Raw genomic sequence first — 20,378 nt, 5'->3', positions numbered from 1 at the left:
AACGTATGTTTACCTTAAAAGCACGGGAAGGCGATGTGATCAATGAAACTAAGAGCACACTACACAATGAAAGTGAAATCAATTGGGTCCATTGCTTTTTACCAAGAAGATTGGTTGGAGCTAAAAGAGGCCTTGAGGTTAGCAAAACATATTGACAAAAAAGAACCACAGTCACTTCTGTCATTTGAAGATGAAAAAGGGGCTATGTGGTCTATAAAAGAGCTTGAAAAGCTAAATGAAGAATTAAAGCTTGAACCTGATCAGCTTCAAGTCTATTTTGATGCAAGTTTTCACAAAGAAACCGGTGACTCTGGTCTTGGTGTTGTCGTCTACTATAAGCTAGGAAAAGACGCTTATCGATTGAGAAAAAATCAGCCTTTCCAAGGGAGTACCAATAATGAAGCAGAGTATGCGGCTTTATTTGAGGCAGTAAAAGCTTTAAAAGACCTGGGGGCAAGCAGAAATTCTGTCACGATTAGAGGAGATTCACTTGTTGTCATGAATCAGTTAAAAGGAGAATGGCCTTGTTATGATGATGTACATAACAAATGGCTTGACCGAATTGAAGCGGCTTTAAAAGAGCTGAAGCTGACGCCAACCTATGAAGCCATCGATCGGAAACAAAATGCAGAAGCGGATCAGCTTGCAAGACAGATTCTTGCAGACGTCCCAATCGAAAGTACATTGAAATTAGAAGCAGACGGAGCTGAATAATGTGGATAAAAAAACAGCAGTACAAGAATTGACCGATCTTCAAGACACGTATTGTTCAGATTGTTTGATTAAGAAGCATTTTCGAAAAGAATTTGGCAAAAAATATGCCCATTCCTTTTGCATACAGCAATGCACTGTTGGAGAGAAAATAAAAGAATATGGCCAAACGTTGCTCAAAAAATAAACGAACGGACCGGTTTTCCCTGCTCAAACATTCGCTCTTGAAAAAAAACGGATAGAATGTGTAAAAAAAGAACATATTCCGAAAAATGAGCCGATATAACTATAGAAAGTTTTGGTTGAGTTACTTTTTGACTAAGTGACGGATATTAGAGGAAAAGGGGAAGGCCGGTATGAATAATAAGGAGTTCGAAACGGTATTACATCGAACATTTCAAGAGGTGTACAGCGATCTAGAGCAACTTGTAGATGTAGCAAAGAAGGGAAGACCTTTTCTCGAAAAAGATATCTCTGAAATTGAACAACGACTGAAGCAAAATATTTTAGCAATTGAAATTCAGCTGAAAATCAAATAAGAGAGGCATAAGCCTCTCTTTATTTTGCATCATTGATTTAGTTGATTAGATTTTTGTTACGTTTGCAGCTTGAGGTCCACGATTACCTTCAACGATTTCAAAAGAAACTTCTTGTCCTTCTTCTAAAGACTTGTAACCGTCACCTTCGATAGCTGTGAAGTGAACGAATACATCGTCTCCGCCTTCAACTTCAATGAAGCCGAAACCTTTTTCATTATTGAACCATTTTACTTTACCGTTTTGCATATTGCTTTTTCCTCCTAGTACTGTAGCATACCTTTTGGCATACTAAAAAAAATTTTCATCACCTAACGACTTTGCAGTTGTTAAATGATGGTTCCACTATACACCATCAAAAGTAAAGCGTCAAGCGGGAGAGCCAAATTTTGAGCAGAATGTTTGATTTTTTTTGACAAATAACAATAATAGCTAAACCGTCCCCATTTTCTGAAACTTTATGCACAGTTTGTCCGTATATAAAAAAAATACAGAAAGAGGTGCTATCATGAATCGTTATACACTCGAAGAATTTGTTCAGAATACGCAGCAGGAAGATAAGGGAGAAGGGGTCTTCGAACTTGAAACATCAAGACTTTTAGAAATTAATTTGACTGATACCATTTGGGCAAAAACAGGTTCCATGGTTTCGTACCGAGGCAAAATCAAGTTTGAACGTGAGGGCGTGTTTGAACATGGCGTCTCAAAAATGTTTAAAAAAATGCTGTCAGGAGAAGGCACTTCACTCATGAAGGCAACAGGTGATGGGAAATTATATGTAGCAGATCAAGGCAAAAAAATCTCAATTCTTCGTTTGGCTGAAGGCGAATCCATTTTTGTGAATGGGAATGATTTGCTCGCATTTGAACCTTCAGTCCGCTGGGATATCAAATTGATGAAAAAAGTGTCGGGGATGCTTGCAGGCGGATTATTTAATGTCAAATTAGAAGGACCAGGCCTTGCTGCGATTACGAGTCATTATGAGCCGCTCACATTGATTGTTCAGCCGGGTGACTCTGTCTATACAGATCCAAATGCGACAGTTGCATGGTCAGGGGATTTAAAAACTGAATTTGTGACAGATGTTTCATTCAAAACCTTTATTGGCAGAGGAAGCGGAGAGTCTATTCAAATGAAATTTAGCGGAAGCGGCTTTGTTGTCGTGCAGCCGTTTGAAGAAGTGTACACAACAAATGGAAATCAAGGATAAAGAAAAAAGGTGTCCGTCATTGACGGACACCTTTTATGATAATGCGCGAGCATACGTTTTGTTATTCGTGATGATATCTGATTGCTCAACGATATCTTCCAAAATGGTTTGAGAAGAATGCTTTAAGTGAAGATTTTTCATGTTTTGTTTCATGGTTTCTAACTTTTCTTCATCTTGAAGCAAGTTGGTCACAGATTCTAAAATGTCTTCATGTCTGTTGATGACGATGGCTGCCCCATAATCTTCAAAGAAATGAGCATTTTCCTTTTCTTGTCCAGGGACAGGCTTGTAAAGAATGACTGGGACGCCGATTGCAGTTGCTTCTGTTAAAGTAATGCCGCCTGGTTTTGTGATCATACAATCTGTTACTCTGAACAATTCATCAATTTGTTCCACATATCCAAGCGCCTTCAATTGATCTGGATGTGCTTGTTCAAGATCGCTTAGTGATTGTTTAAGCGCTGCGTTCTTTCCACATACAACAACAATTTGTACTTCACTGTCTAGAAGCAATGCTTCACATAATTCCTTGACATTTTTCAGTACACCATGAGCACCGGCCATAATCAGAAGAACTTTTTTGTTTGATGATAATCCATATTTTTTATAAATCTTCGATTTTGGCACGTCTGCTTCAAATTGTGGTCTAATAGGAATGCCTGTCACTTTGACATCGCTTGGATGTGTGCCGATTTCCACTAATTTTTGTTTCACATAATCGGTTGCAACATAGTACCGGTCGATGTTTTCATGTACCCAAATCTTATGAAGACAGAAATCTGTCATGACATTAAATGTCGGGATGACTTTTCCTGTTTTGTTCCGGTATTCAGGAACAACAATCATCGGGAATGTAATAATAATCATATCCGGATTGTGTAATTGAATAAGTTCATCAAGACGCTTATTTCCCATTTTTAAATAAATGTTAAATTTGCGTTTATTGTAAATTTTATCTACACCGTAATAAAACAAGCGATAAAATTGTTTCCCAATGGAAAAGCTCTTCAAGTATAAATATTGAGTCACTTCCGACACAATGGGGTTTGATTCTTGATACAAATTAGAAACTACAACATGCTCAAAGCCTTGAGATTTGCACTCATCATACAGTGTTTTAGCCACCTGCATATGTCCATTTCCATAATTTGCGGTCAAGATTAATATTTTTTTATTGGTATTCAAGAATATTCACCTCAAATGTAATCAACAACAACAAAACTTCGTACGAAAACTATTAATCTCATAGGTCTACATATACATAAAGATAACATATAAACAGTCAGAGCATATCATTCGTTACGAAAGAATTAAACTAATTTTAAAAAACGACAAGACTAAATTGATAATGGAAGACAGAGCCATTTGTATTTTAACACATTTTGGCCATTTATCATCAGACTACAGTCTATTTTATTCCCAAACGTATGGTGTTTCTTGATAAACATAATAATTGAGCCAGTTCATAAACAGTAAAGTGGCATGGGCTTTCCATCGATTCACTGGGACTAATGTGTCACCATCTTCTATAAAATAGTGGACAGGTTTTTGGACTGTATCATCCTTCAACAAATCTCTTTCATATTCCTGCTTCAATGTGTCCGTATCATATTCAGGATGTCCAGTTAAAAATACTTGTTTATCATCATCTGAAACAATTAAACAAACACCCGCTTCTTCAGAGACACTCAATACTTTCAAATTCGGCGTGTTTTTTAATTGTTGTGTATTAATATCTGTATGCCTCGAATGTGGGACATAGTATACTTCATCGAAACCTCTGACTAATCTTTCTTTTTTCTCTTTCACAAGATGCTCAAATACCCCAAATTTTTTCTCAGCAAGCTTGATTTTCTCAATACCATAATGGTGATATAGGCCTGCCTGTGCACCCCAGCAAATGTGAAGAGTAGACGTCACATTCGTTTTACTCCAGTCCAAAATGTCCTGCAGCTCTTTCCAATAGGATACTTCTTCAAAAGCTAAATGCTCAATTGGTGCGCCGGTGATGATCATTCCATCAAATTTCTTATGGCGAATCGATTCAAAGGTCGTATAAAATTCATCTAGATGCTCTCTCGACGTATTCTTCGGTGTATGCGTACTTGGAATCAAAAACGTAAAGTACACTTGCAAAGGAGAATTTCCGAGCATTCTTAGCAGCTGCGTTTCAGTTTGTATTTTTTTTGGCATTAAATTTAAGATCACGATATTCAAAGGACGGATATCTTGCTTGAATGCCCTTGTCTCATCCATGACGAAAATGTTTTCGCTCTCTAGTATTTGTTTTGCCGGCAGATGAACTGGTATGTTAATAGGCAACTCGCCACCCCCTGAACCAAAGATAATTTCATTTCATTATAGGAACTTTCTGGCGATATTTCAATGTTTCAATTATGTTACAATGAAAAACAGAGCAAAAACAAAGCTGTTTCTCGAAAAAAAGGAGGCCGTTTATTTATGATCACAAAGCATTTATCAGATATTGACATCGCCCAAAAGGCAAAGCTGAGACCTATTCAAGACATCGCAGCAAAGCTGCAAATACATGACGAAGAATTAGAATGCTATGGTTTCACAAAAGCGAAAATATCTTTGACTATTTTTGACCGTTTAAAAGAACAAAAAGAAGGACATGTGATCCTTGTCACATCGATCAATCCAACGCCAGCAGGTGAAGGGAAGTCCACCGTCACAGTCGGGCTCGGTCAAGCCTTCGAAAAAATAGGGAAAAAAGCAATCATAGCAATGCGAGAGCCTTCATTAGGTCCTACAATGGGTATAAAAGGCGGTGCAGCAGGTGGAGGATATTCACAGGTGCTACCAATGGAAGAAATCAATCTTCATTTTACAGGAGATTTTCATGCCATTACTTCTGCACATAATGCCTTATCTGCGTTCATTGATAACCATATCCATCACGGAAATGAACTTGGCATCGATGCGCGCCGCATTGTATGGAAGCGAGTGCTTGATTTAAACGATCGTGCTTTAAGACAGGTCGTTGTCGGACTTGGTGGACAGGTAAATGGGTATCCTAGAGAAGACGGGTTTGACATCACGGTTGCCTCCGAAATGATGGCCATCCTTTGTTTAGCAGAAGACTTAACCGACTTGAAAAAACGTCTTTCTTCTATTGTTGTTGCCTATAATCAAGATGGGGAGCCAGTCACTGTTGGTGCACTTGGATATGAAGGTGTTCTGACGTTACTTTTAAAAGACGCACTCAAACCGAATCTTGTACAAACGATTGAAGGAACTCCGGCCCTCGTTCATGGCGGTCCTTTTGCCAATATTGCGCATGGATGTAATAGTTTAATTGCAACTAAAATGGCGGCGAAATTAGCCGATTATGTCGTAACAGAAGCTGGATTTGGAGCAGATCTTGGAGCAGAAAAGTTCCTGCACATTAAAACAAGAGCTGGTGATTTCAAGCCTGGTGCAGTTGTCATTGTGGCGACTGTCAGAGCATTAAAGATGCATGGCGGAATGAAGAAAACAGAACTCAAAGAAGAAAATGCACAAGCTGTATTAAAAGGTATACATAATTTAGAAAAGCATATTGAAACCGTCCAAGCTTTCGGTCTTCCGTACATTGTCGCAGTTAACAGATTTATCAGTGATACAAAAGAAGAGATTCAAGCGATAGAAGATTGGTGCCACGCACATGGCCACCCAGTCCAAGCTGTGAATGTATGGGAAGAAGGAGGCGAAGGCGGGACAGCACTTGCCGAAGAACTCGCAACACTTATTGAAAAGAAGAAGAACAGCTTTTCCTATTTGTATGAAGAGCATGATTCCATCGAAGAAAAATTATCTAAAGTTGCCAAAGTGGTTTACGGAGCAGACGGGGTCACACTCACTTCAAAAGCAAGAAAACAGCTGGCAGCCATCGAGGAAAACGGCTGGGGGCATTTACCGGTTTGTATGGCAAAAACGCAATATTCACTTTCAGATGATCCAGCTTTAATTGGGAGACCTAAGGGTTTTACCATTACGATTCGTGAGTTAAAACCATCTGTAGGAGCAGGATTTATTGTTGCTTTAACTGGAAGCATTCTGACAATGCCTGGATTACCTAAAAAACCAGCGGCGCTCGAGATGGATTTATTAGAAGACGGCAGTGTGACAGGACTCTTTTAACCGGAAGCATAAAAAGCGATTTTATAAAAGAAGCATGTTACGATAGGAAAAAGTGAATCCTAGGAGGCTATGAGATGTCAATTTATGATATTCAGGTCAAGACCATTAACGGTCAAGAAAAATCAATGGCAGATTACAAAGGAAAAGTACTCATTATTGTCAACACAGCAAGCAAATGTGGACTGACTCCTCAATTTAAACAACTGCAGGAGCTATATGATCAATATCATGAAAAGGGCCTTGAAATTTTAGGATTTCCATGTAACCAATTTATGAACCAAGAACCAGAAGGAGAAGAAGCCATTCAAGAATTCTGTTCTTTGAATTATGGGGTGACCTTCCCTATGTTTGCGAAAGTAGATGTCAATGGTGACAACGCGCACCCGCTCTTCAAACATTTAACAAGTCATGCAAAAGGTGTACTTGGCACAAAAACAGTGAAATGGAATTTCACAAAATTTATCGTGGATCAAAACGGAGAAGTCACTGAGCGGTTCTCTCCGAAAACATCACCAAAAGAATTAGAAAGCTCCATCATCGCTCTTTTGGACAAATAAGGTGCTCACCGTCATGCAGAAAAAACAATTGGAGGCAGCTGCCTCCTTTGTTTCAGATCGGCTGAAATATGAACCGACTGGACACGATGCGGCTCATATTGATCGTGTGCGGCAGCTTGCCTGCCAGATTGCTAATCAGGAAGGCGGCTCTCTGTTTGTGATCGAAATGGCAGCGATTGTTCATGATGTCATAGATGAAAAGCTGCCGGGTGAATGGAAGCTTTCACCAAAGCAGCTTGAGCTTCAGCTCCTTTCTTGGGAAGTTCATACGCGAGATATTCGTTATATCATGGACATCATTACAACGATGTCTTTTCGTCATCGACATAAGCAGAATAGACCAATAACGTTAGAAGGGGCCATTGTTCAAGACGCAGATCGGCTCGATGCGATAGGAGCAACCGGTATTGCGAGGGTGTTTACTTATGCAGGCGCAAAAGGGGAACCCCACTATACAAAGGACACGCAGCAGGGCTCTGTGCTAAAACATATGGAAGAAAAACTGCTCAAATTAAAAGACTTAATGAACACTCGTTCTGGAAAGCAGCTTGCTGAGGAGCGGCATGATTTGATGAGCCTATTTATCAAGACATGGAAAGAAGAATGCGGCCTTACAGATGAGTAGGGTCTTTATGTGTGTAAGGAGGATGTATAGATGAAAATAACAGCGATAGAACCGACGCCAAGTCCAAATACGATGAAGGTCATTTTGACAGAAGCACTTGCCGGCGGGAAAAGCAACAACTACAAAAAGGATCAAAAAGACGAAGCGCCAGAGATGATTAAGCGTATTTTGAACATTGAAGGTGTAAAAGGTGTTTATCATGTCGCAGATTTCTTAGCGGTTGAGCGTAATGCAAAGTTTGACTGGCAGGGCATTTTGCAGCAGGTCAGAGAAGCCTTTGGTCAAGAAACAGAAGGCCTTCAGGAAGGGTCGCAGTCTGGCGGTGACACATTTGGCGAAGTCAAAGTGTTCATCCAAATGTTTAATGGGATTCCGATGCAAGTCAAATTAACGGACGGTGAAAGAGAAGAGCGGTTTGGTATGCCTGAACGCTTCCAAGCAGCCATTTTAAAGCTCAGAAGCAGTTCAGACAATGTCGTATTTGAACGTGTGTGGAAAGAACATGGCGTTCGTTTTGGTGACTTTGCAGATATCGGCCAGGAAGTGACAGAAGAGCTCCAAGCAGCCTATGATGACGAACGTTTAGCCCGCTTAACAGAGGCAGTCAAAGAAGGACAAGAAGCTGTAGATCGACAGGTGAACCGTAAGGCATATGATGTGACAGAAGAAATGCTGCGCGAGGAAGATTGGAAAAAGCGTTTTGCCCATTTAGAGCAAATGCAGCCAGAGCAAAAGGATATACCTGTTTTAATGAAAGCAATGGAGGACCCTAAAACATCGATTCGCAGACAAGCCGTTGTGAATGCTGGAATGATTGAAGATCCTGCTATTCTGCCTATTTTATATAAAGGGCTTAAAGATAAAACAGTGACGGTCCGCAGAACCGCTGGAGACTGCATTTCAGACCTTGGTGACCCGAGTGCTATAGAAGCAATGATCGAATCATTAAAGGATCCAAGTAAACTTGTTCGCTGGCGTGCAGCGATGTTTCTTTATGAAGAAGGTGACGAAACAGCACTTGACGCATTAAAAGAAGCTGAGCAAGACCCTGAATTTGAAGTCAGCCTTCAAGTGAAAATGGCGATTGAGCGCATTGAGCACGGAGAAGAAGCGAAAGGCTCAGTATGGAAGCAAATGACAGAAAGTAGAAAAAATGCATCAGAATGATGAGACTTATGAGCAAGCTGCCAATGATAGGTAGCTTGTTTTTCTAAAATCATAGACAGAAAAATTTTTTTAGAAAAATTATTTTGAATATTGTTGAAATATACGAAAAAACTCTATATAGTAGTACCAATATAGAATATTGGAGGTCAGATTTTATGACACGAACCATGCTGAACACTAGCTTCAGCAGCCATGCTGAACACTAGCTTCAGCAGCCATGCTGGTCATCGGTCATTCATCGGTGGCTAAATAAACAGAAAATTTGTAAAATAAAATCAACTCAAAATCATACAGTCAACAAGACTTGTAGTATAGGAGGCTTTTTAAACAGATGGCAGAACTTCGTAGTAATATGATTAAACAAGGAATTGACAGAGCACCTCACCGAAGCTTACTAAGAGCAGCGGGGGTAAAGGATGAGGACTTCGGCAAGCCATTTATTGCTGTTTGTAATTCCTATATTGATATTGTCCCAGGACATGTCCATCTTCAGGAATTCGGAAAGATTGTGAAAGAAGCCATTCGTGAAGCTGGCGGGGTCCCATTTGAATTTAATACGATTGGGGTCGATGATGGAATTGCGATGGGCCATATCGGGATGAGATATTCACTACCAAGCCGTGAAATCATTGCTGACTCTGTCGAAACCGTTGTATCTGCTCACTGGTTTGATGGAATGGTTTGTATTCCTAACTGCGATAAAATTACACCGGGGATGATGATGGCAGCAATGCGTGTCAATATTCCGACGGTCTTTGTCAGCGGTGGACCGATGGAAGCGGGTAGAACAAGTGATGGCAGAAAGATTTCCCTTTCTTCTGTATTTGAAGGCGTCGGTGCTTACCAGTCAGGTAAAATTAACGAAGAGGAATTAAATGAATTAGAACAGTTTGGCTGTCCGACCTGCGGATCTTGTTCAGGTATGTTTACAGCAAACTCAATGAACTGTTTAGCAGAGGCACTTGGAATTGCTCTTCCTGGAAATGGAACGATTTTGGCGACATCACCAGAGCGAAGAGAATTTGCGAAAAAGTCAGCAAAACAACTAATGGAGCTCATTAAAAAGGATATTAAACCACGTGATATTGTGACTGAGAAAGCAATTGATAACGCATTTGCATTAGATATGGCACTTGGTGGTTCAACGAATACAGTTCTTCACACACTGGCGATCGCAAATGAAGCAGGTGTTGAATATTCACTTGAACGCATCAATGAAGTAGCAGAGCGTGTGCCTCATTTATCAAAACTTGCTCCAGCTTCGGATGTTTATATTGAGGATTTACATGAAGCAGGCGGTGTCACAGCTGCGCTAAATGAATTGTCCAAAAAAGAAGGCGCCCTTCATTTAGATACAATGACCGTCACAGCGAAAACGATGGGTGAGAACATTGCAGGTCACGAGGTTAAAGACTATAACGTCATTTATCCAATCGACAAGCCATTTACTGAAAAGGGCGGCTTAGCGGTTTTATTTGGAAACCTTGCGCCAGATGGAGCCATCATTAAAACGGGCGGAGTACAAGATGGGATCACACGTCACGAAGGACCTGCGATCGTATTTGAATCCCAAGAAGAAGCTCTTGAAGGCATCATTAATAGAAAAGTAGAAGCAGGACATGTTGTCATCATTCGCTATGAAGGACCTAAAGGCGGACCTGGTATGCCAGAAATGCTTGCTCCTACTTCACAAATTGTCGGGATGGGTCTTGGACCAAAGGTTGCTTTAATTACGGACGGACGTTTTTCCGGCGCTTCTCGCGGCTTGTCTATCGGACACGTCTCTCCTGAAGCAGCTGAAGGCGGCCCGCTTGCCTTTGTTGAAAATGGTGACCATGTCGTGGTTGATATTGAGCAGCGCATTTTAAGCGTAGAGGTTCCAGAGGAAGAATGGGAAAAACGAAAAGCGAACTGGAAAGGCTTTGAGCCAAAAGTGAAAACGGGCTATCTTGCCAGATATTCAAAACTTGTGACATCAGCCAACACAGGCGGAATCATGAAAATTTAATCTGAAATAGAACATTTGAAAATTGGCTCTCTCTATAGTATCCTTTATTCACAACATAAGGATTTTAGAGGGGGCTTTTTTATGTCAATGGCATATGAAGAATATATGCGCCAGCTCGTTGTGCCAATGCGCCAAGAGCTGACAAGTGCAGGATTCCAAGAACTGACGACGGAAGAAGAAGTAGAACAAACGATGCAAGAGGCTGAAGGAACAACATTTGTTGTTGTTAATTCTGTATGCGGCTGTGCTGCCGGCTTAGCACGCCCAGCAGCGACTCAAGCTGTGATGAAGGCAGCAAAAGCGCCAGACAAAATCGTCACAGTATTTGCTGGGCAGGACCGGGAAGCAACGGCAAAAATGAGAGAATACTTCACTGGTGAAGAGCCATCATCTCCTTCTATGGCCCTTTTAAAAGGAAATGAACTCGTTCATTTTATCCCGCGTGACGAAATTGAAGGTCATGAAATGGAAGATATCATGAAAAATGTCTTAACTGCATTTGAAAAACATTGCTAATACACGTGTTGAAATGCCCTGTAACTAGATCAGGGCATTTTTTCTTGATCATGATGGAGGAACGATATGCTCATTACAACAAGCTTTAGAGCAAATGAACAAACGATTGAAACAGCGAAGGCTCTTGCAGAAGATTTACATGGTGAGTATGTAGAAAGACGCAAACAATCTGTCAAGCAGCTTGCGATGAAACGAGGAGATGTCCTTGTTGTTGGAAAGGAAAGATTTGAATGGTATCAGCCAAATGGTGAAAAGTTCTTCTTTCATCCAAGCTCAGCTATGTTCAGGTTGAAGCGGCTCTTGCGCGAAGAAAAGGATCCTTTAATTGAAGCAGCACAGCTAAAGCCGGGCGATTCCTTTTTAGATTGCACACTTGGCTTAGGGTCTGATGCGATTACTGCAAGCTGTGCGACAGGCAGGAATGGACAGGTCGTCGGTATTGAAAAGAATCCCATTACGGCGTTACTAGTGAAAGAAGGACTGAATACATGGGAGACGGGGATAGAGGAAGCTGATGAAGCGATGAAACGGATTTCTGTTATCAGTGGAGACAGTATCGAGCAGCTAAAGAAGTATCCTGACTGTTCATTTGATATCGTCTATTTTGATCCGATGTTTGAGGAAACGATCCAAGAATCTACAAGTATAGCGCCGCTACGTCATGCGGCAGAGCACGACTTTGATCACGAAGCAGCCGTGCAAGAAGCATTAAGGGTGGCAAGAAAAAGAGTGGTGTTAAAAGATCATTGGAAAAGCACACGATTTACAGCGGACTCTTACCAATTTCACGTCATCAAACGAAAAACAGCCCAATTTCATTATGGGTATATCGAGAAAGAAAAAAGCCCTCTCTAAGGGCTTTTCAGCGTGTAGACAAACCCTCGCATTCGGTGTCAGTCCTGCGTGCTGGTGCTCACGAATGTCAAATTCGCTCCGCGCCAGTACTCGTCCTTCCTAGACTTCAAAGGTTTTCTATCACGCTGAAAAGAAGACAAAGGGCTAAAATCAAGATCATTTTAGCCCTTTGTCAACAATCTGAAAAGCCCTCTCTAAGGGCTTTTAATCCGTAATCTCCATATAGACAAAATAAAACAGTGTCAGCAAGGAAGCTGTGACGAAAAAGCCTTCAAGCATACCCATTCCTCCCAAATTTTAGTTGCCATTACTGTCATTGTAAACGTTTTATTATGAAAAAGAAAGTCTCAAATCAGTGACCAAATTGAATGACTGAAAATTCATTATATGCTAGAATAGCAGTATGATAACTTATGGAAGGAATTAGATATCATGAAGATGTGGATGAGAAAAACGCTTGTTGCGCTCTTTACCATTGCAACTTTTGGTTTGGTCTCTCCTCCGTCGGCTTTGATGACAGACAAGCCATCTGAACTTTCTTCACCTGATAAAACGCCTTATACAGCGGTTTATGATACATCAGGCTGGGAACGATCGCAAGAGGCAAGCAAAGAGCAGGTAGACCCCTTTGAGCAATATAAGGAAGAGGTTCTATCAAGTGCAGAAAATCAGTCATTTCTCAAATTCGGCCGTAAAATCACACCTGTCATTGAAGACGAGTACAGAGAAGAGATTCAACCGAAAATTGAACAAGTGTTAACCGATGTTTTAACAAATTTCAAAGATGACGAAAAATTTCAAGATGTTGTGTTAACTGATCAGCCTTCAAGCGGAAATGGCGAAAAAATCTTTCACATCTACAACCGGAAGACTGGAGAAGATTTGCTCCGTTTTCATGTGAGAAGAGATCAGCCGCCACACAGCGGATATTGGTTTAACTTTCACTACCATACAGCAGAAGATGGATTCCAGACGCATCATGAACTCGGTAATATTTACTGGGACAAAAACACCCCGCCGAGCTGGATGAGCCACTAGAAGGAGATGTCATGCCAATTGAAAAAGTATACAATGAACGAAATGGTGCAGATTACAAAACGAATGTTAAACGAACGCGGAGTGAAAATTGAAGATATTGCACACATTGTGCTAAAGCTTCAAGAAAAATATCATCCAAACCTTCCACTTAGTGTCTGTATTGAAAATGTTGAAAAAGTGTTGAATAAAAGGGAAATTGTCCATGCGGTTTTAACAGGACTTGCCCTTGATCAGCTGGCAGAAAAAAAGCTGTTGCCAGAACCTTTACAGCACTTAGTTGAAACAGATGAGCCGCTATATGGAATTGATGAGATTATTCCGCTTTCCATTGTCAATGTATATGGATCAATCGGCTTGACCAACTTCGGTTATTTAGATAAAGAGAAATTTGGTATTATCAAGGAATTAGATGAAGGTCGTCCAGGTGAAGTGCATACCTTCCTTGATGATCTTGTCGCCGCGCTTGCCGCAGCAGCAGCTAGCCGTATTGCTCACTCACACCAAGATATTAAGGATGAAGAGCAGGATCGAGTGAATCAAGTATAAAAGAAAAACATGTCTGCTCATGATTATGCAGGCATGTTTTTTTGGTGTTTAAACAAAAGCGGAAATAAGGTAAACTACAACAAGAACATAAATAAAGGATGAAAAAAATGAAACAATACAAAGAGTTATGCCGTCATGTATTACAGCACGGGGATGAAAAAGGTGACAGAACGGGAACAGGTACAATCAGCACGTTCGGTTACCAGATGAGATTTGATTTGCAGGAAGGATTTCCGCTGTTAACAACAAAGAAATTGCACCTGAAATCAATTATTCATGAGTTACTGTGGTTTTTAAAAGGTGATACAAATGTCAAATATCTTCAGGAAAATGGTGTCCGTATTTGGAACGAATGGGCAGATGAAAATGGCGAACTGGGCCGTGTATACGGAGCTCAGTGGCGATCTTGGGCTAGTGGGGACGGTGAGACAGTGGATCAGATCACAAAGCTGATCCACGATATCGAGCATAATCCGAATTCAAGAAGACTGATCGTCAGCGCTTGGAACCCGGCTGAAATTGATCAAATGGCACTGCCACCATGTCATTGTCTGTTTCAATTTTACGTATCAAACGGGAAGCTTTCTTGCCAGCTTTATCAAAGATCGGCAGATATCTTTTTAGGCGTGCCATTTAATATTGCTTCATATGCTCTTCTCACGATGATGATTGCCAAAGTCACAAATCTTGAGCCAGGAGAGTTTGTTCATACGCTAGGAGATGCACATATTTATCAGAATCATCTTCCGCAGGTGAAAATGCAGCTAGAGCGCGAGGAACGCACGCTTCCGCAGCTTCGCATCTCAAGAGATGTGAAGAGCATTTTCGATTTCACGTTCGATGATTTTGTACTTGAGAACTATGATCCGCATCCGCATATTAAAGGAGAAGTCAGTGTATGATTTCGATGATTGTGGCGACAGGAAAAGACAGAGTCATTGGTCAAGATAATCAAATGCCTTGGCATTTACCAGCTGATTTAGCGTATTTTAAGAAGGTCACAGGCGGCCATACGATTGTCATGGGCAGAAAAACGTTTGAATCCATTGGACGAGCGCTGCCTAACCGCCGAAATATCGTGCTCACAACAAGTTCTTCTTTTGAAGCAGAAGGATGCGAGGTTGTCCATTCCATTGCCGATATTTTGGCAATTGGGGAAAGCGAGACCGAGTTATTTATCATCGGCGGGTCTAAGCTGTATGAAGAAATGATGCCATATGCGGATCGTCTATATATCACGCATATTCACCATGCGTTTGAAGGAGACCGCTACTTTCCTGATTACAATGAAAACGAATGGACGGTTGTATCACGCAAAAAAGGCCATCGTGACGAAAAGAACCCCTACAATTATGAATTTGTCGTATATGATAAAAAAGGATAAATGAGTAGGAGGAGTACGGTTGTTTCGTTATTGGTTTTTAACGCTTTATGTTGTTGTATCCTTTTTTAAAAGTATGAGGCATTTGCATGCCCATGAATTAACTGATCCACGCATTTCCTATACGAAACGAATGCATCTCATTCATGAGCATGCAAAAAGGTTTGCCCGAGGATGTATTGACCAGTCAGGATCAGTTATGACCATTCACCAGCAAAAGAAGCTGCCAGATGGACCCGTTATTTATATCACACAGGCACTGAATCCAGTCACAACCACATTATTGATTGGTCACCTTGAAAAACCATTTGCTTTCATGGCAAAGCCGAATCTTTTTCGATATCCCATTTTAAAACAATGGCTGAAGAAGATGGCGGTTATTCATCAGAATCAATCTGATGATGCCTTATTAGAAGAAGCAAAGGAAAGAATCTTATCGGGGCAGAGTGTATTGCTTTCAGAATCATATCGTCACATGGCAGAGGCACTTGCTGAAGATTGTGATTGTCCGCTTGTACCGGTTGAAACAAGTGGAACGGATCGTCTATTAACTGGGAAAGTCGTGAAAAGGCTGCGCCCTGTTAATGTTGATATTCATATTAAAGCACCTGTCATGATGAGCGATTACGCCCAAAAGCGCGCATAGAAAAACCAGCATCCACTTTCGGATGCTGGTTTTTTTCATGCAGCAGGAATGTTCACACAGTAGAAGAGAATGCAGAAGAACATTGATGCACTGCCGCCGAGAACAAAGCTGTGCCAAATGGCATGATGATAGGGGATTTTCCGCCAAATATAAAAGATGGTTCCGACTGAATACAATAGACCGCCTAACAGCAAGAGGCCAAATCCTGCGCCCGTTAATCCAATGTAAAGTGGTTTGATGGCAATGATAATCATCCAGCCCATTAATAAATAAACGAGGGTGGACACAATGATAAACCGTTTGACGAAAAAGATTTTAAAGACAATACCGCCAGCAGCAAGAGCCCATACAATTGCAAGAAGCGTATAGCCGAGTGCGCCTTTTAATGGTCCGAGTAAAAAGGGCGTATAGGTACCAGCGATCAATACATAAATAGCCGAGTGGTCGAGGATTTCAAATACATCTTTTGTTTTTTTGTGCCGAATGCTATGAAGCAAGGTCGAGCTTAAATAGAGCAGCAGCATGGATGCCCCAAATATTGAAAAGCTCACGATCTCTGTGATAGTGCCGTATTGAACAGCGAATAACACGAGAAAAACAATGGCTGGTATGGATAAAATAACGCCAATGCCATGTGTAATGGCGTTTGCAATTTCTTCTTTTACAGTAAACAATGGATGTCCTCCTTTTATTGAACCGGTATATAACCATCAAGTGACTTCAGGAATGAAAGACCTTCAAGTGTAATCTTTGTGCCGGCCCTGCCTTTTCCTTTCGTCACGTATGCTTTTTTCTCAAGATCATCTAATCGGCTCCTCACCTGCTGAGGGGTCAGCGGGATGTCGCCTTGCTTGCTTAATTCAGACAAGATGCGTCTGCTGGCTGCTTCACCTTTCTCATTGAGAGATTTAATGGCTTCTAGCAGGAAAACAAACTCTTGTTTTTCCATTAGTGTGAGCTGATGATCTTCCTTTTTTCCTTTTACCTCCGGCGAAAGAGGGGTTAACACAAAAGGCGGCAGGTGGTGTAAAAATACCGTTTGCCCCTCGAGAATGACTGCAGCATAATGAACGATATTTTTGAGTTCCTGTACGTTTCCTTCAAACGGATACTCCTGCAAGGTTTCCCAAACACTTGGATCAATATCAGGCGCCATGCTCAGCTCCTGAAAGAAAGCAGTTGTTAACACAGGAATGTCAGTTTTTCGATCTGCTAATGACGGTAAGGGCAAATGGAAAACATTTAAGCGATAAAACAGCTCAGGTAAAAAGGTAGATGAAACCCTCAATGCCTCTATTGATAAAGACGAAGTGGCAATGATTTTTGTTGCAGGAGATGTTTCTAGAAAACGAACAACCTGATGCTGCATAGGAATACTTAATGCGGCGATTTCGTCTAAATAAAGGATTTGACGGGTCTTTTCCGTGAAGGCTTTCTGCAAGGTATCTTCATCTAAGATGGGGCAATATAGATGTGTCAGTGAAGCGTTTGAAGCCGATGCATGAGCAATTTCATGGGCAAATCGTGTTTTGCCTGTGCCAATGTCTCCTGTGATCAAGACAGGCTGCTCGTGCTTTGTGAATTGCTTTGCCAGGTGAATGGCACGCTTCATTTCTTGATGCTCTCCATATATAGATGTAAACGAATGTGTGGTCATCGGGTGATTCCTTTCTTTATGGTTCTAATTGGTTCTATTGTAACACCCAATAAAACCAAATGTACAGAGAAACGAAAAAGTTTATGAAATTTATGCTTGATCTATGATCTATTGGTTTATTTTTTGAATATTCATGTTATAATGACAAATTAAATAAGGTTAAAGAGAAAGGATCTTGTACATGAAACCGTTGCTCAAAGAAAACACGCTAATTCAAGTGAAAGACATTTTAAAGGCCCATCAAAATTTGAAGGATGTAGTCATTCATACACCTCTTCAAAAAAATGAGCGACTTTCTGAACGATATGAATGTAATGTCTACTTAAAAAGAGAGGATCTGCAAGTAGTTCGTTCCTTTAAATTAAGAGGCGCTTTTAATAAAATGAGCCAGCTTCCAAAAGATAAACTAAAAAACGGCATTGTCTGCGCAAGTGCAGGAAATCACGCACAAGGTGTTGCCTATTCTTGTAAATATCTAGGTATCCACGGAAAAATCTTTATGCCTGCTACGACACCAAGGCAAAAAGTATCTCAAGTAGAGCTTTTCGGAAAAGAATATGTTGAAATTATCTTAACCGGAGATACGTTTGATGATTCATATCATGAAGCAGTTAAATGCGGAGATGAAGAAAAGCGTGAGTTTATCCATCCGTTTGATGATCTAGATGTGATGGCAGGACAAGGAACGACTGCTGTAGAAATATTAAATGATATCGAAGTGGAGCCTCACTTTTTATTTGCAAGTGTTGGAGGTGGAGGTCTGTTATCTGGAGTTGGTACATATATCAAAAATATCGCCCCAGAAACCGAAATCATTGCCGTCGAACCACTTGGCGCAGCTTCACTCCATGCCTCTCATGAAAAGGGCAAGGTTGTGACACTTGATTCCATTGATAAGTTTGTAGACGGAGCAGCGGTTCAGCGGATTGGCGAAAAGACGTTTACATCGTTACAGTCTGTTGTCGATAAAATTAGTCTTGTACCTGAGGGGAAAGTATGTACAACCATTTTAGAGCTTTATAATCAATGTGCGATTGTAGCAGAGCCGGCAGGCGCACTTCCGATCGCAGCGCTGGATGCCCATCGCGAGGAGATTAAAGGGAAAAATGTTGTCTGTATTGTCAGTGGAGGAAATAATGATATTGGCAGAATGCAGGAAATCAAAGAACGGTCGATGATCTATGAAGGGCTTCAACATTATTTCATTGTCAATTTTCCGCAAAGAGCAGGTGCGCTTCGGGAATTTTTAGATGAAGTATTAGGGCCAAATGATGATATCTCCCGCTTTGAATATACGAAAAAGAATAACCGAAGCAAAGGGCCCGCGCTTGTTGGCATCGAATTGAAAGAAAGAGATGACTATGCGGCGCTCATTGAACGGATGAATAAAAAAGGATTCCATTATGTTGAAGTGAATAAAGATCAAGATTTATTCCACCTATTTATTTAGGCGTAACAGAACATTGGAAAAGAGGATTGATCGTTTGTGCTGCTCAAAACAATATGTTTTAGACGGATGGATGGAGCTCAGATCAAGGTAACAGAAGTTCCTGTACTAAAGGGAGATGAGCCGTATCGTTTCATGCTCACCTTTAGACTTGAAGCTTTCTTGAAAAAAGTCTATGTATCTAAAGGAAAGAGAGCTGTGTACTCTTTCAGAGAGGATGTGAAACGTAACGTCAAGTGGAGCACATATGAGCAGATCTATCAGGAGCCTACACTGAAACACAATGCGTAAAAAGGAATCTTTGTCAAAGGGAGTGAGCGGCTGTTTTAAAATGGCTGCTGCTCAGCTTGGCAAGGATTTTTTTCATGATAAGAAGAAAATGTGACAATTTCAAAAACGTCATGACAGTTGTTTTCAAGTTTGCACGAAATAAGGTAATATCATAAGTAAAGACTAAGACAGCAAGGATGAGACAATAGTGAAACAAATTAAAATTGTAACAGATTCAACAGTGGACCTTCCGCAAGAAAAAATCAATGATCTTTCCATTCACGTAATTCCGCTCAATATCTCCATTTCTGGGGTTGATTATATTGACCGAGTGAATATACAGCCAGATGAATTTATTGAAAAAATGGAGGCCGCTGAGGAATTGCCGAAAACGTCTCAACCTGCGATCGGTCAATTCGTCGAATTATATGAAAGGCTGACGGCAGATGGAAGCGAAGTCATTAGTATCCATTTAACGGGTGGGATGAGTGGTACGGTTCAAACTGCTGAAAGCGCTTCGAAAATGGTAGACGGAAACATCACGGTGATTGATTCAAACTTTATTTCATATGGATTAGGGTTTCAAGTCACCAAAGCAGCCGAACTTGCACAAAATGGTGCAAGCCGTGAAGACATCATCAAAGAAATGGATAAAATCCGTCTTGGAACAAAGCTATTTGTCACAATCGATACATTAGAAAATCTCGTGAAAGGTGGAAGAATTGGAAGAGGGAAGGCGCTGATCGGCTCACTTCTTCACATCAAACCAATTGCCAGCTTAACAGACGGGGTATACACGCCAGAAGCGAATGTGAGAAGCTATTCTGCTCTTGTCCGCTATTTAACCAAACAGTATGTACATGCGGTGAAAGGAAAAACAGTTCAAGCCATTGGGATAGCGCATGCAGATGCATTAGAACTCGCTGAAAAGCTCAAATCAGCACTGCTTGATCATACACCTGAAGCACCTGTTGACATCGCCTACACAACACCAATTATTTCGTGTCACACTGGAAAAGGTGCAATAGGCTTTACTTTTTATACCGATTGACTTCGAAAAGGGGA

At 40.9% G+C, this 20,378-nt stretch carries 24 protein-coding genes; 19 read left to right on the top strand and 5 right to left on the bottom strand.

Going from position 1 to position 20,378, the window contains the following annotated elements:
* The first annotated feature begins 42 nt into the window (after positions 1-42).
* The 3 genes from MKZ05_RS09945 to MKZ05_RS09935 all read left to right on the top strand — a co-directional run bounded on the left by MKZ05_RS09945 (position 43) and on the right by MKZ05_RS09935 (position 1,250).
* Positions 43-714 carry a ribonuclease H family protein gene (locus MKZ05_RS09945; RefSeq protein ID WP_003215694.1) on the top strand — a complete coding sequence of 224 codons (672 nt, stop codon included), beginning with the start codon at positions 43-45 and terminating at the stop codon, positions 712-714.
* 1 nt (position 715) lies between these two features.
* Positions 716-898: a zinc-finger domain-containing protein gene (locus tag MKZ05_RS09940; RefSeq protein WP_003215998.1), complete on the top strand. Its 183-nt coding sequence runs from the start codon at positions 716-718 to the stop codon at positions 896-898.
* Positions 899-1,067: 169 nt separating this feature from the next.
* Positions 1,068-1,250 carry a hypothetical protein gene (locus tag MKZ05_RS09935; protein WP_003215507.1) on the top strand — a complete coding sequence of 61 codons (183 nt, stop codon included), beginning with the start codon at positions 1,068-1,070 and terminating at the stop codon, positions 1,248-1,250.
* A 45-nt stretch (positions 1,251-1,295) separates the two neighbouring features.
* Here MKZ05_RS09935 and cspD read toward each other — a convergent pair whose 3' ends face one another.
* Complete coding sequence (cspD, locus tag MKZ05_RS09930) at positions 1,296-1,496, bottom strand: cold-shock protein CspD (RefSeq protein WP_003215784.1); 201 nt, start codon at positions 1,494-1,496, stop codon at positions 1,296-1,298.
* Positions 1,497-1,755: 259 nt separating this feature from the next.
* Here cspD and MKZ05_RS09925 point away from each other — a divergent pair, with 259 nt between their 5' ends.
* On the top strand, positions 1,756-2,457 hold the full coding sequence (locus tag MKZ05_RS09925; protein WP_050943887.1) for an AIM24 family protein: 702 nt from the start codon (positions 1,756-1,758) through the stop codon (positions 2,455-2,457).
* 33 nt (positions 2,458-2,490) lie between these two features.
* Here MKZ05_RS09925 and MKZ05_RS09920 read toward each other — a convergent pair whose 3' ends face one another.
* Entirely contained in the window at positions 2,491-3,642 is a 1,152-nt protein-coding gene (locus MKZ05_RS09920; protein WP_003215454.1) for a diglucosyl diacylglycerol synthase, read from the bottom strand.
* A 228-nt stretch (positions 3,643-3,870) separates the two neighbouring features.
* A complete protein-coding gene (gene metA, locus MKZ05_RS09915) occupies positions 3,871-4,779 on the bottom strand; it encodes a homoserine O-succinyltransferase (protein ID WP_339159963.1) in 909 nt (302 codons plus the stop codon).
* 138 nt (positions 4,780-4,917) lie between these two features.
* Here metA and MKZ05_RS09910 point away from each other — a divergent pair, with 138 nt between their 5' ends.
* The 12 genes from MKZ05_RS09910 (at position 4,918) to MKZ05_RS09855 (ending at position 15,939) form a co-directional block, all read left to right on the top strand.
* Positions 4,918-6,600 (top strand): formate--tetrahydrofolate ligase, encoded by a 1,683-nt coding sequence (locus tag MKZ05_RS09910; RefSeq protein WP_137055070.1) that lies wholly within the window; start codon positions 4,918-4,920, stop codon positions 6,598-6,600.
* 74 nt (positions 6,601-6,674) lie between these two features.
* Positions 6,675-7,157, top strand: a complete 483-nt coding sequence (locus tag MKZ05_RS09905) for a glutathione peroxidase (RefSeq protein ID WP_003216059.1) — start codon at positions 6,675-6,677, stop codon at positions 7,155-7,157.
* A 13-nt stretch (positions 7,158-7,170) separates the two neighbouring features.
* Entirely contained in the window at positions 7,171-7,782 is a 612-nt protein-coding gene (locus MKZ05_RS09900; protein WP_137055071.1) for an HD domain-containing protein, read from the top strand.
* Positions 7,783-7,812: 30 nt separating this feature from the next.
* Entirely contained in the window at positions 7,813-8,949 is a 1,137-nt protein-coding gene (locus MKZ05_RS09895; RefSeq protein ID WP_003215956.1) for a conserved virulence factor C family protein, read from the top strand.
* A gap of 331 nt (positions 8,950-9,280) precedes the next feature.
* Positions 9,281-10,957: a dihydroxy-acid dehydratase gene (gene ilvD / locus MKZ05_RS09890; protein WP_050943890.1), complete on the top strand. Its 1,677-nt coding sequence runs from the start codon at positions 9,281-9,283 to the stop codon at positions 10,955-10,957.
* An 81-nt stretch (positions 10,958-11,038) separates the two neighbouring features.
* Positions 11,039-11,473, top strand: coding sequence for a BrxA/BrxB family bacilliredoxin (locus tag MKZ05_RS09885; RefSeq protein ID WP_106028787.1), 435 nt, complete (start codon positions 11,039-11,041; stop codon positions 11,471-11,473).
* A 66-nt stretch (positions 11,474-11,539) separates the two neighbouring features.
* On the top strand, positions 11,540-12,328 hold the full coding sequence (locus tag MKZ05_RS09880) for a class I SAM-dependent methyltransferase (protein ID WP_339159956.1): 789 nt from the start codon (positions 11,540-11,542) through the stop codon (positions 12,326-12,328).
* Positions 12,329-12,760: 432 nt separating this feature from the next.
* A complete protein-coding gene (locus MKZ05_RS09875) occupies positions 12,761-13,366 on the top strand; it encodes a YpjP family protein (RefSeq protein ID WP_003215665.1) in 606 nt (201 codons plus the stop codon).
* 18 nt (positions 13,367-13,384) lie between these two features.
* Positions 13,385-13,912 carry a phosphatidylglycerophosphatase A gene (locus tag MKZ05_RS09870; RefSeq protein WP_003215861.1) on the top strand — a complete coding sequence of 176 codons (528 nt, stop codon included), beginning with the start codon at positions 13,385-13,387 and terminating at the stop codon, positions 13,910-13,912.
* 107 nt (positions 13,913-14,019) lie between these two features.
* Entirely contained in the window at positions 14,020-14,814 is a 795-nt protein-coding gene (locus MKZ05_RS09865) for a thymidylate synthase (protein ID WP_212045985.1), read from the top strand.
* Positions 14,811-15,296 carry a dihydrofolate reductase gene (locus tag MKZ05_RS09860; RefSeq protein WP_003215564.1) on the top strand — a complete coding sequence of 162 codons (486 nt, stop codon included), beginning with the start codon at positions 14,811-14,813 and terminating at the stop codon, positions 15,294-15,296. The genes MKZ05_RS09865 and MKZ05_RS09860 overlap by 4 nt, the downstream gene beginning before the upstream one ends.
* Positions 15,297-15,315: 19 nt before the next feature.
* Positions 15,316-15,939, top strand: a complete 624-nt coding sequence (locus MKZ05_RS09855; protein ID WP_212045986.1) for a 1-acyl-sn-glycerol-3-phosphate acyltransferase — start codon at positions 15,316-15,318, stop codon at positions 15,937-15,939.
* 35 nt (positions 15,940-15,974) lie between these two features.
* Here the strand turns inward: MKZ05_RS09855 and MKZ05_RS09850 are convergent, their stop codons facing one another.
* Both MKZ05_RS09850 and MKZ05_RS09845 read right to left on the bottom strand, forming a co-directional pair.
* Positions 15,975-16,613 carry a hemolysin III family protein gene (locus tag MKZ05_RS09850; protein WP_003215766.1) on the bottom strand — a complete coding sequence of 213 codons (639 nt, stop codon included), beginning with the start codon at positions 16,611-16,613 and terminating at the stop codon, positions 15,975-15,977.
* A gap of 14 nt (positions 16,614-16,627) precedes the next feature.
* Positions 16,628-17,596, bottom strand: coding sequence for a sigma 54-interacting transcriptional regulator (locus tag MKZ05_RS09845; RefSeq protein ID WP_284907212.1), 969 nt, complete (start codon positions 17,594-17,596; stop codon positions 16,628-16,630).
* 181 nt (positions 17,597-17,777) lie between these two features.
* On the opposite strand from MKZ05_RS09845, the gene ilvA reads away from it, so the two are divergent.
* From ilvA to MKZ05_RS09830, 3 genes are all read left to right on the top strand, one after another.
* Positions 17,778-19,046, top strand: a complete 1,269-nt coding sequence (gene ilvA, locus MKZ05_RS09840) for a threonine ammonia-lyase IlvA (protein WP_003215464.1) — start codon at positions 17,778-17,780, stop codon at positions 19,044-19,046.
* Between the two features lie 36 nt (positions 19,047-19,082).
* Complete coding sequence (locus MKZ05_RS09835; RefSeq protein ID WP_003215729.1) at positions 19,083-19,334, top strand: YpmP family protein; 252 nt, start codon at positions 19,083-19,085, stop codon at positions 19,332-19,334.
* Positions 19,335-19,521: 187 nt separating this feature from the next.
* Positions 19,522-20,364: a DegV family protein gene (locus tag MKZ05_RS09830; protein WP_339159951.1), complete on the top strand. Its 843-nt coding sequence runs from the start codon at positions 19,522-19,524 to the stop codon at positions 20,362-20,364.
* The last annotated feature ends 14 nt before the right edge of the window (positions 20,365-20,378 follow it).

Source organism: Bacillus sp. FSL M8-0277 (genome assembly GCF_037975305.1).
GTDB lineage: Bacteria > Bacillota > Bacilli > Bacillales > Bacillaceae > Bacillus > Bacillus pumilus.
Note: the sequence above shows the minus strand (reverse complement) of the source record. Positions and strands in the feature narration are given on the sequence as shown.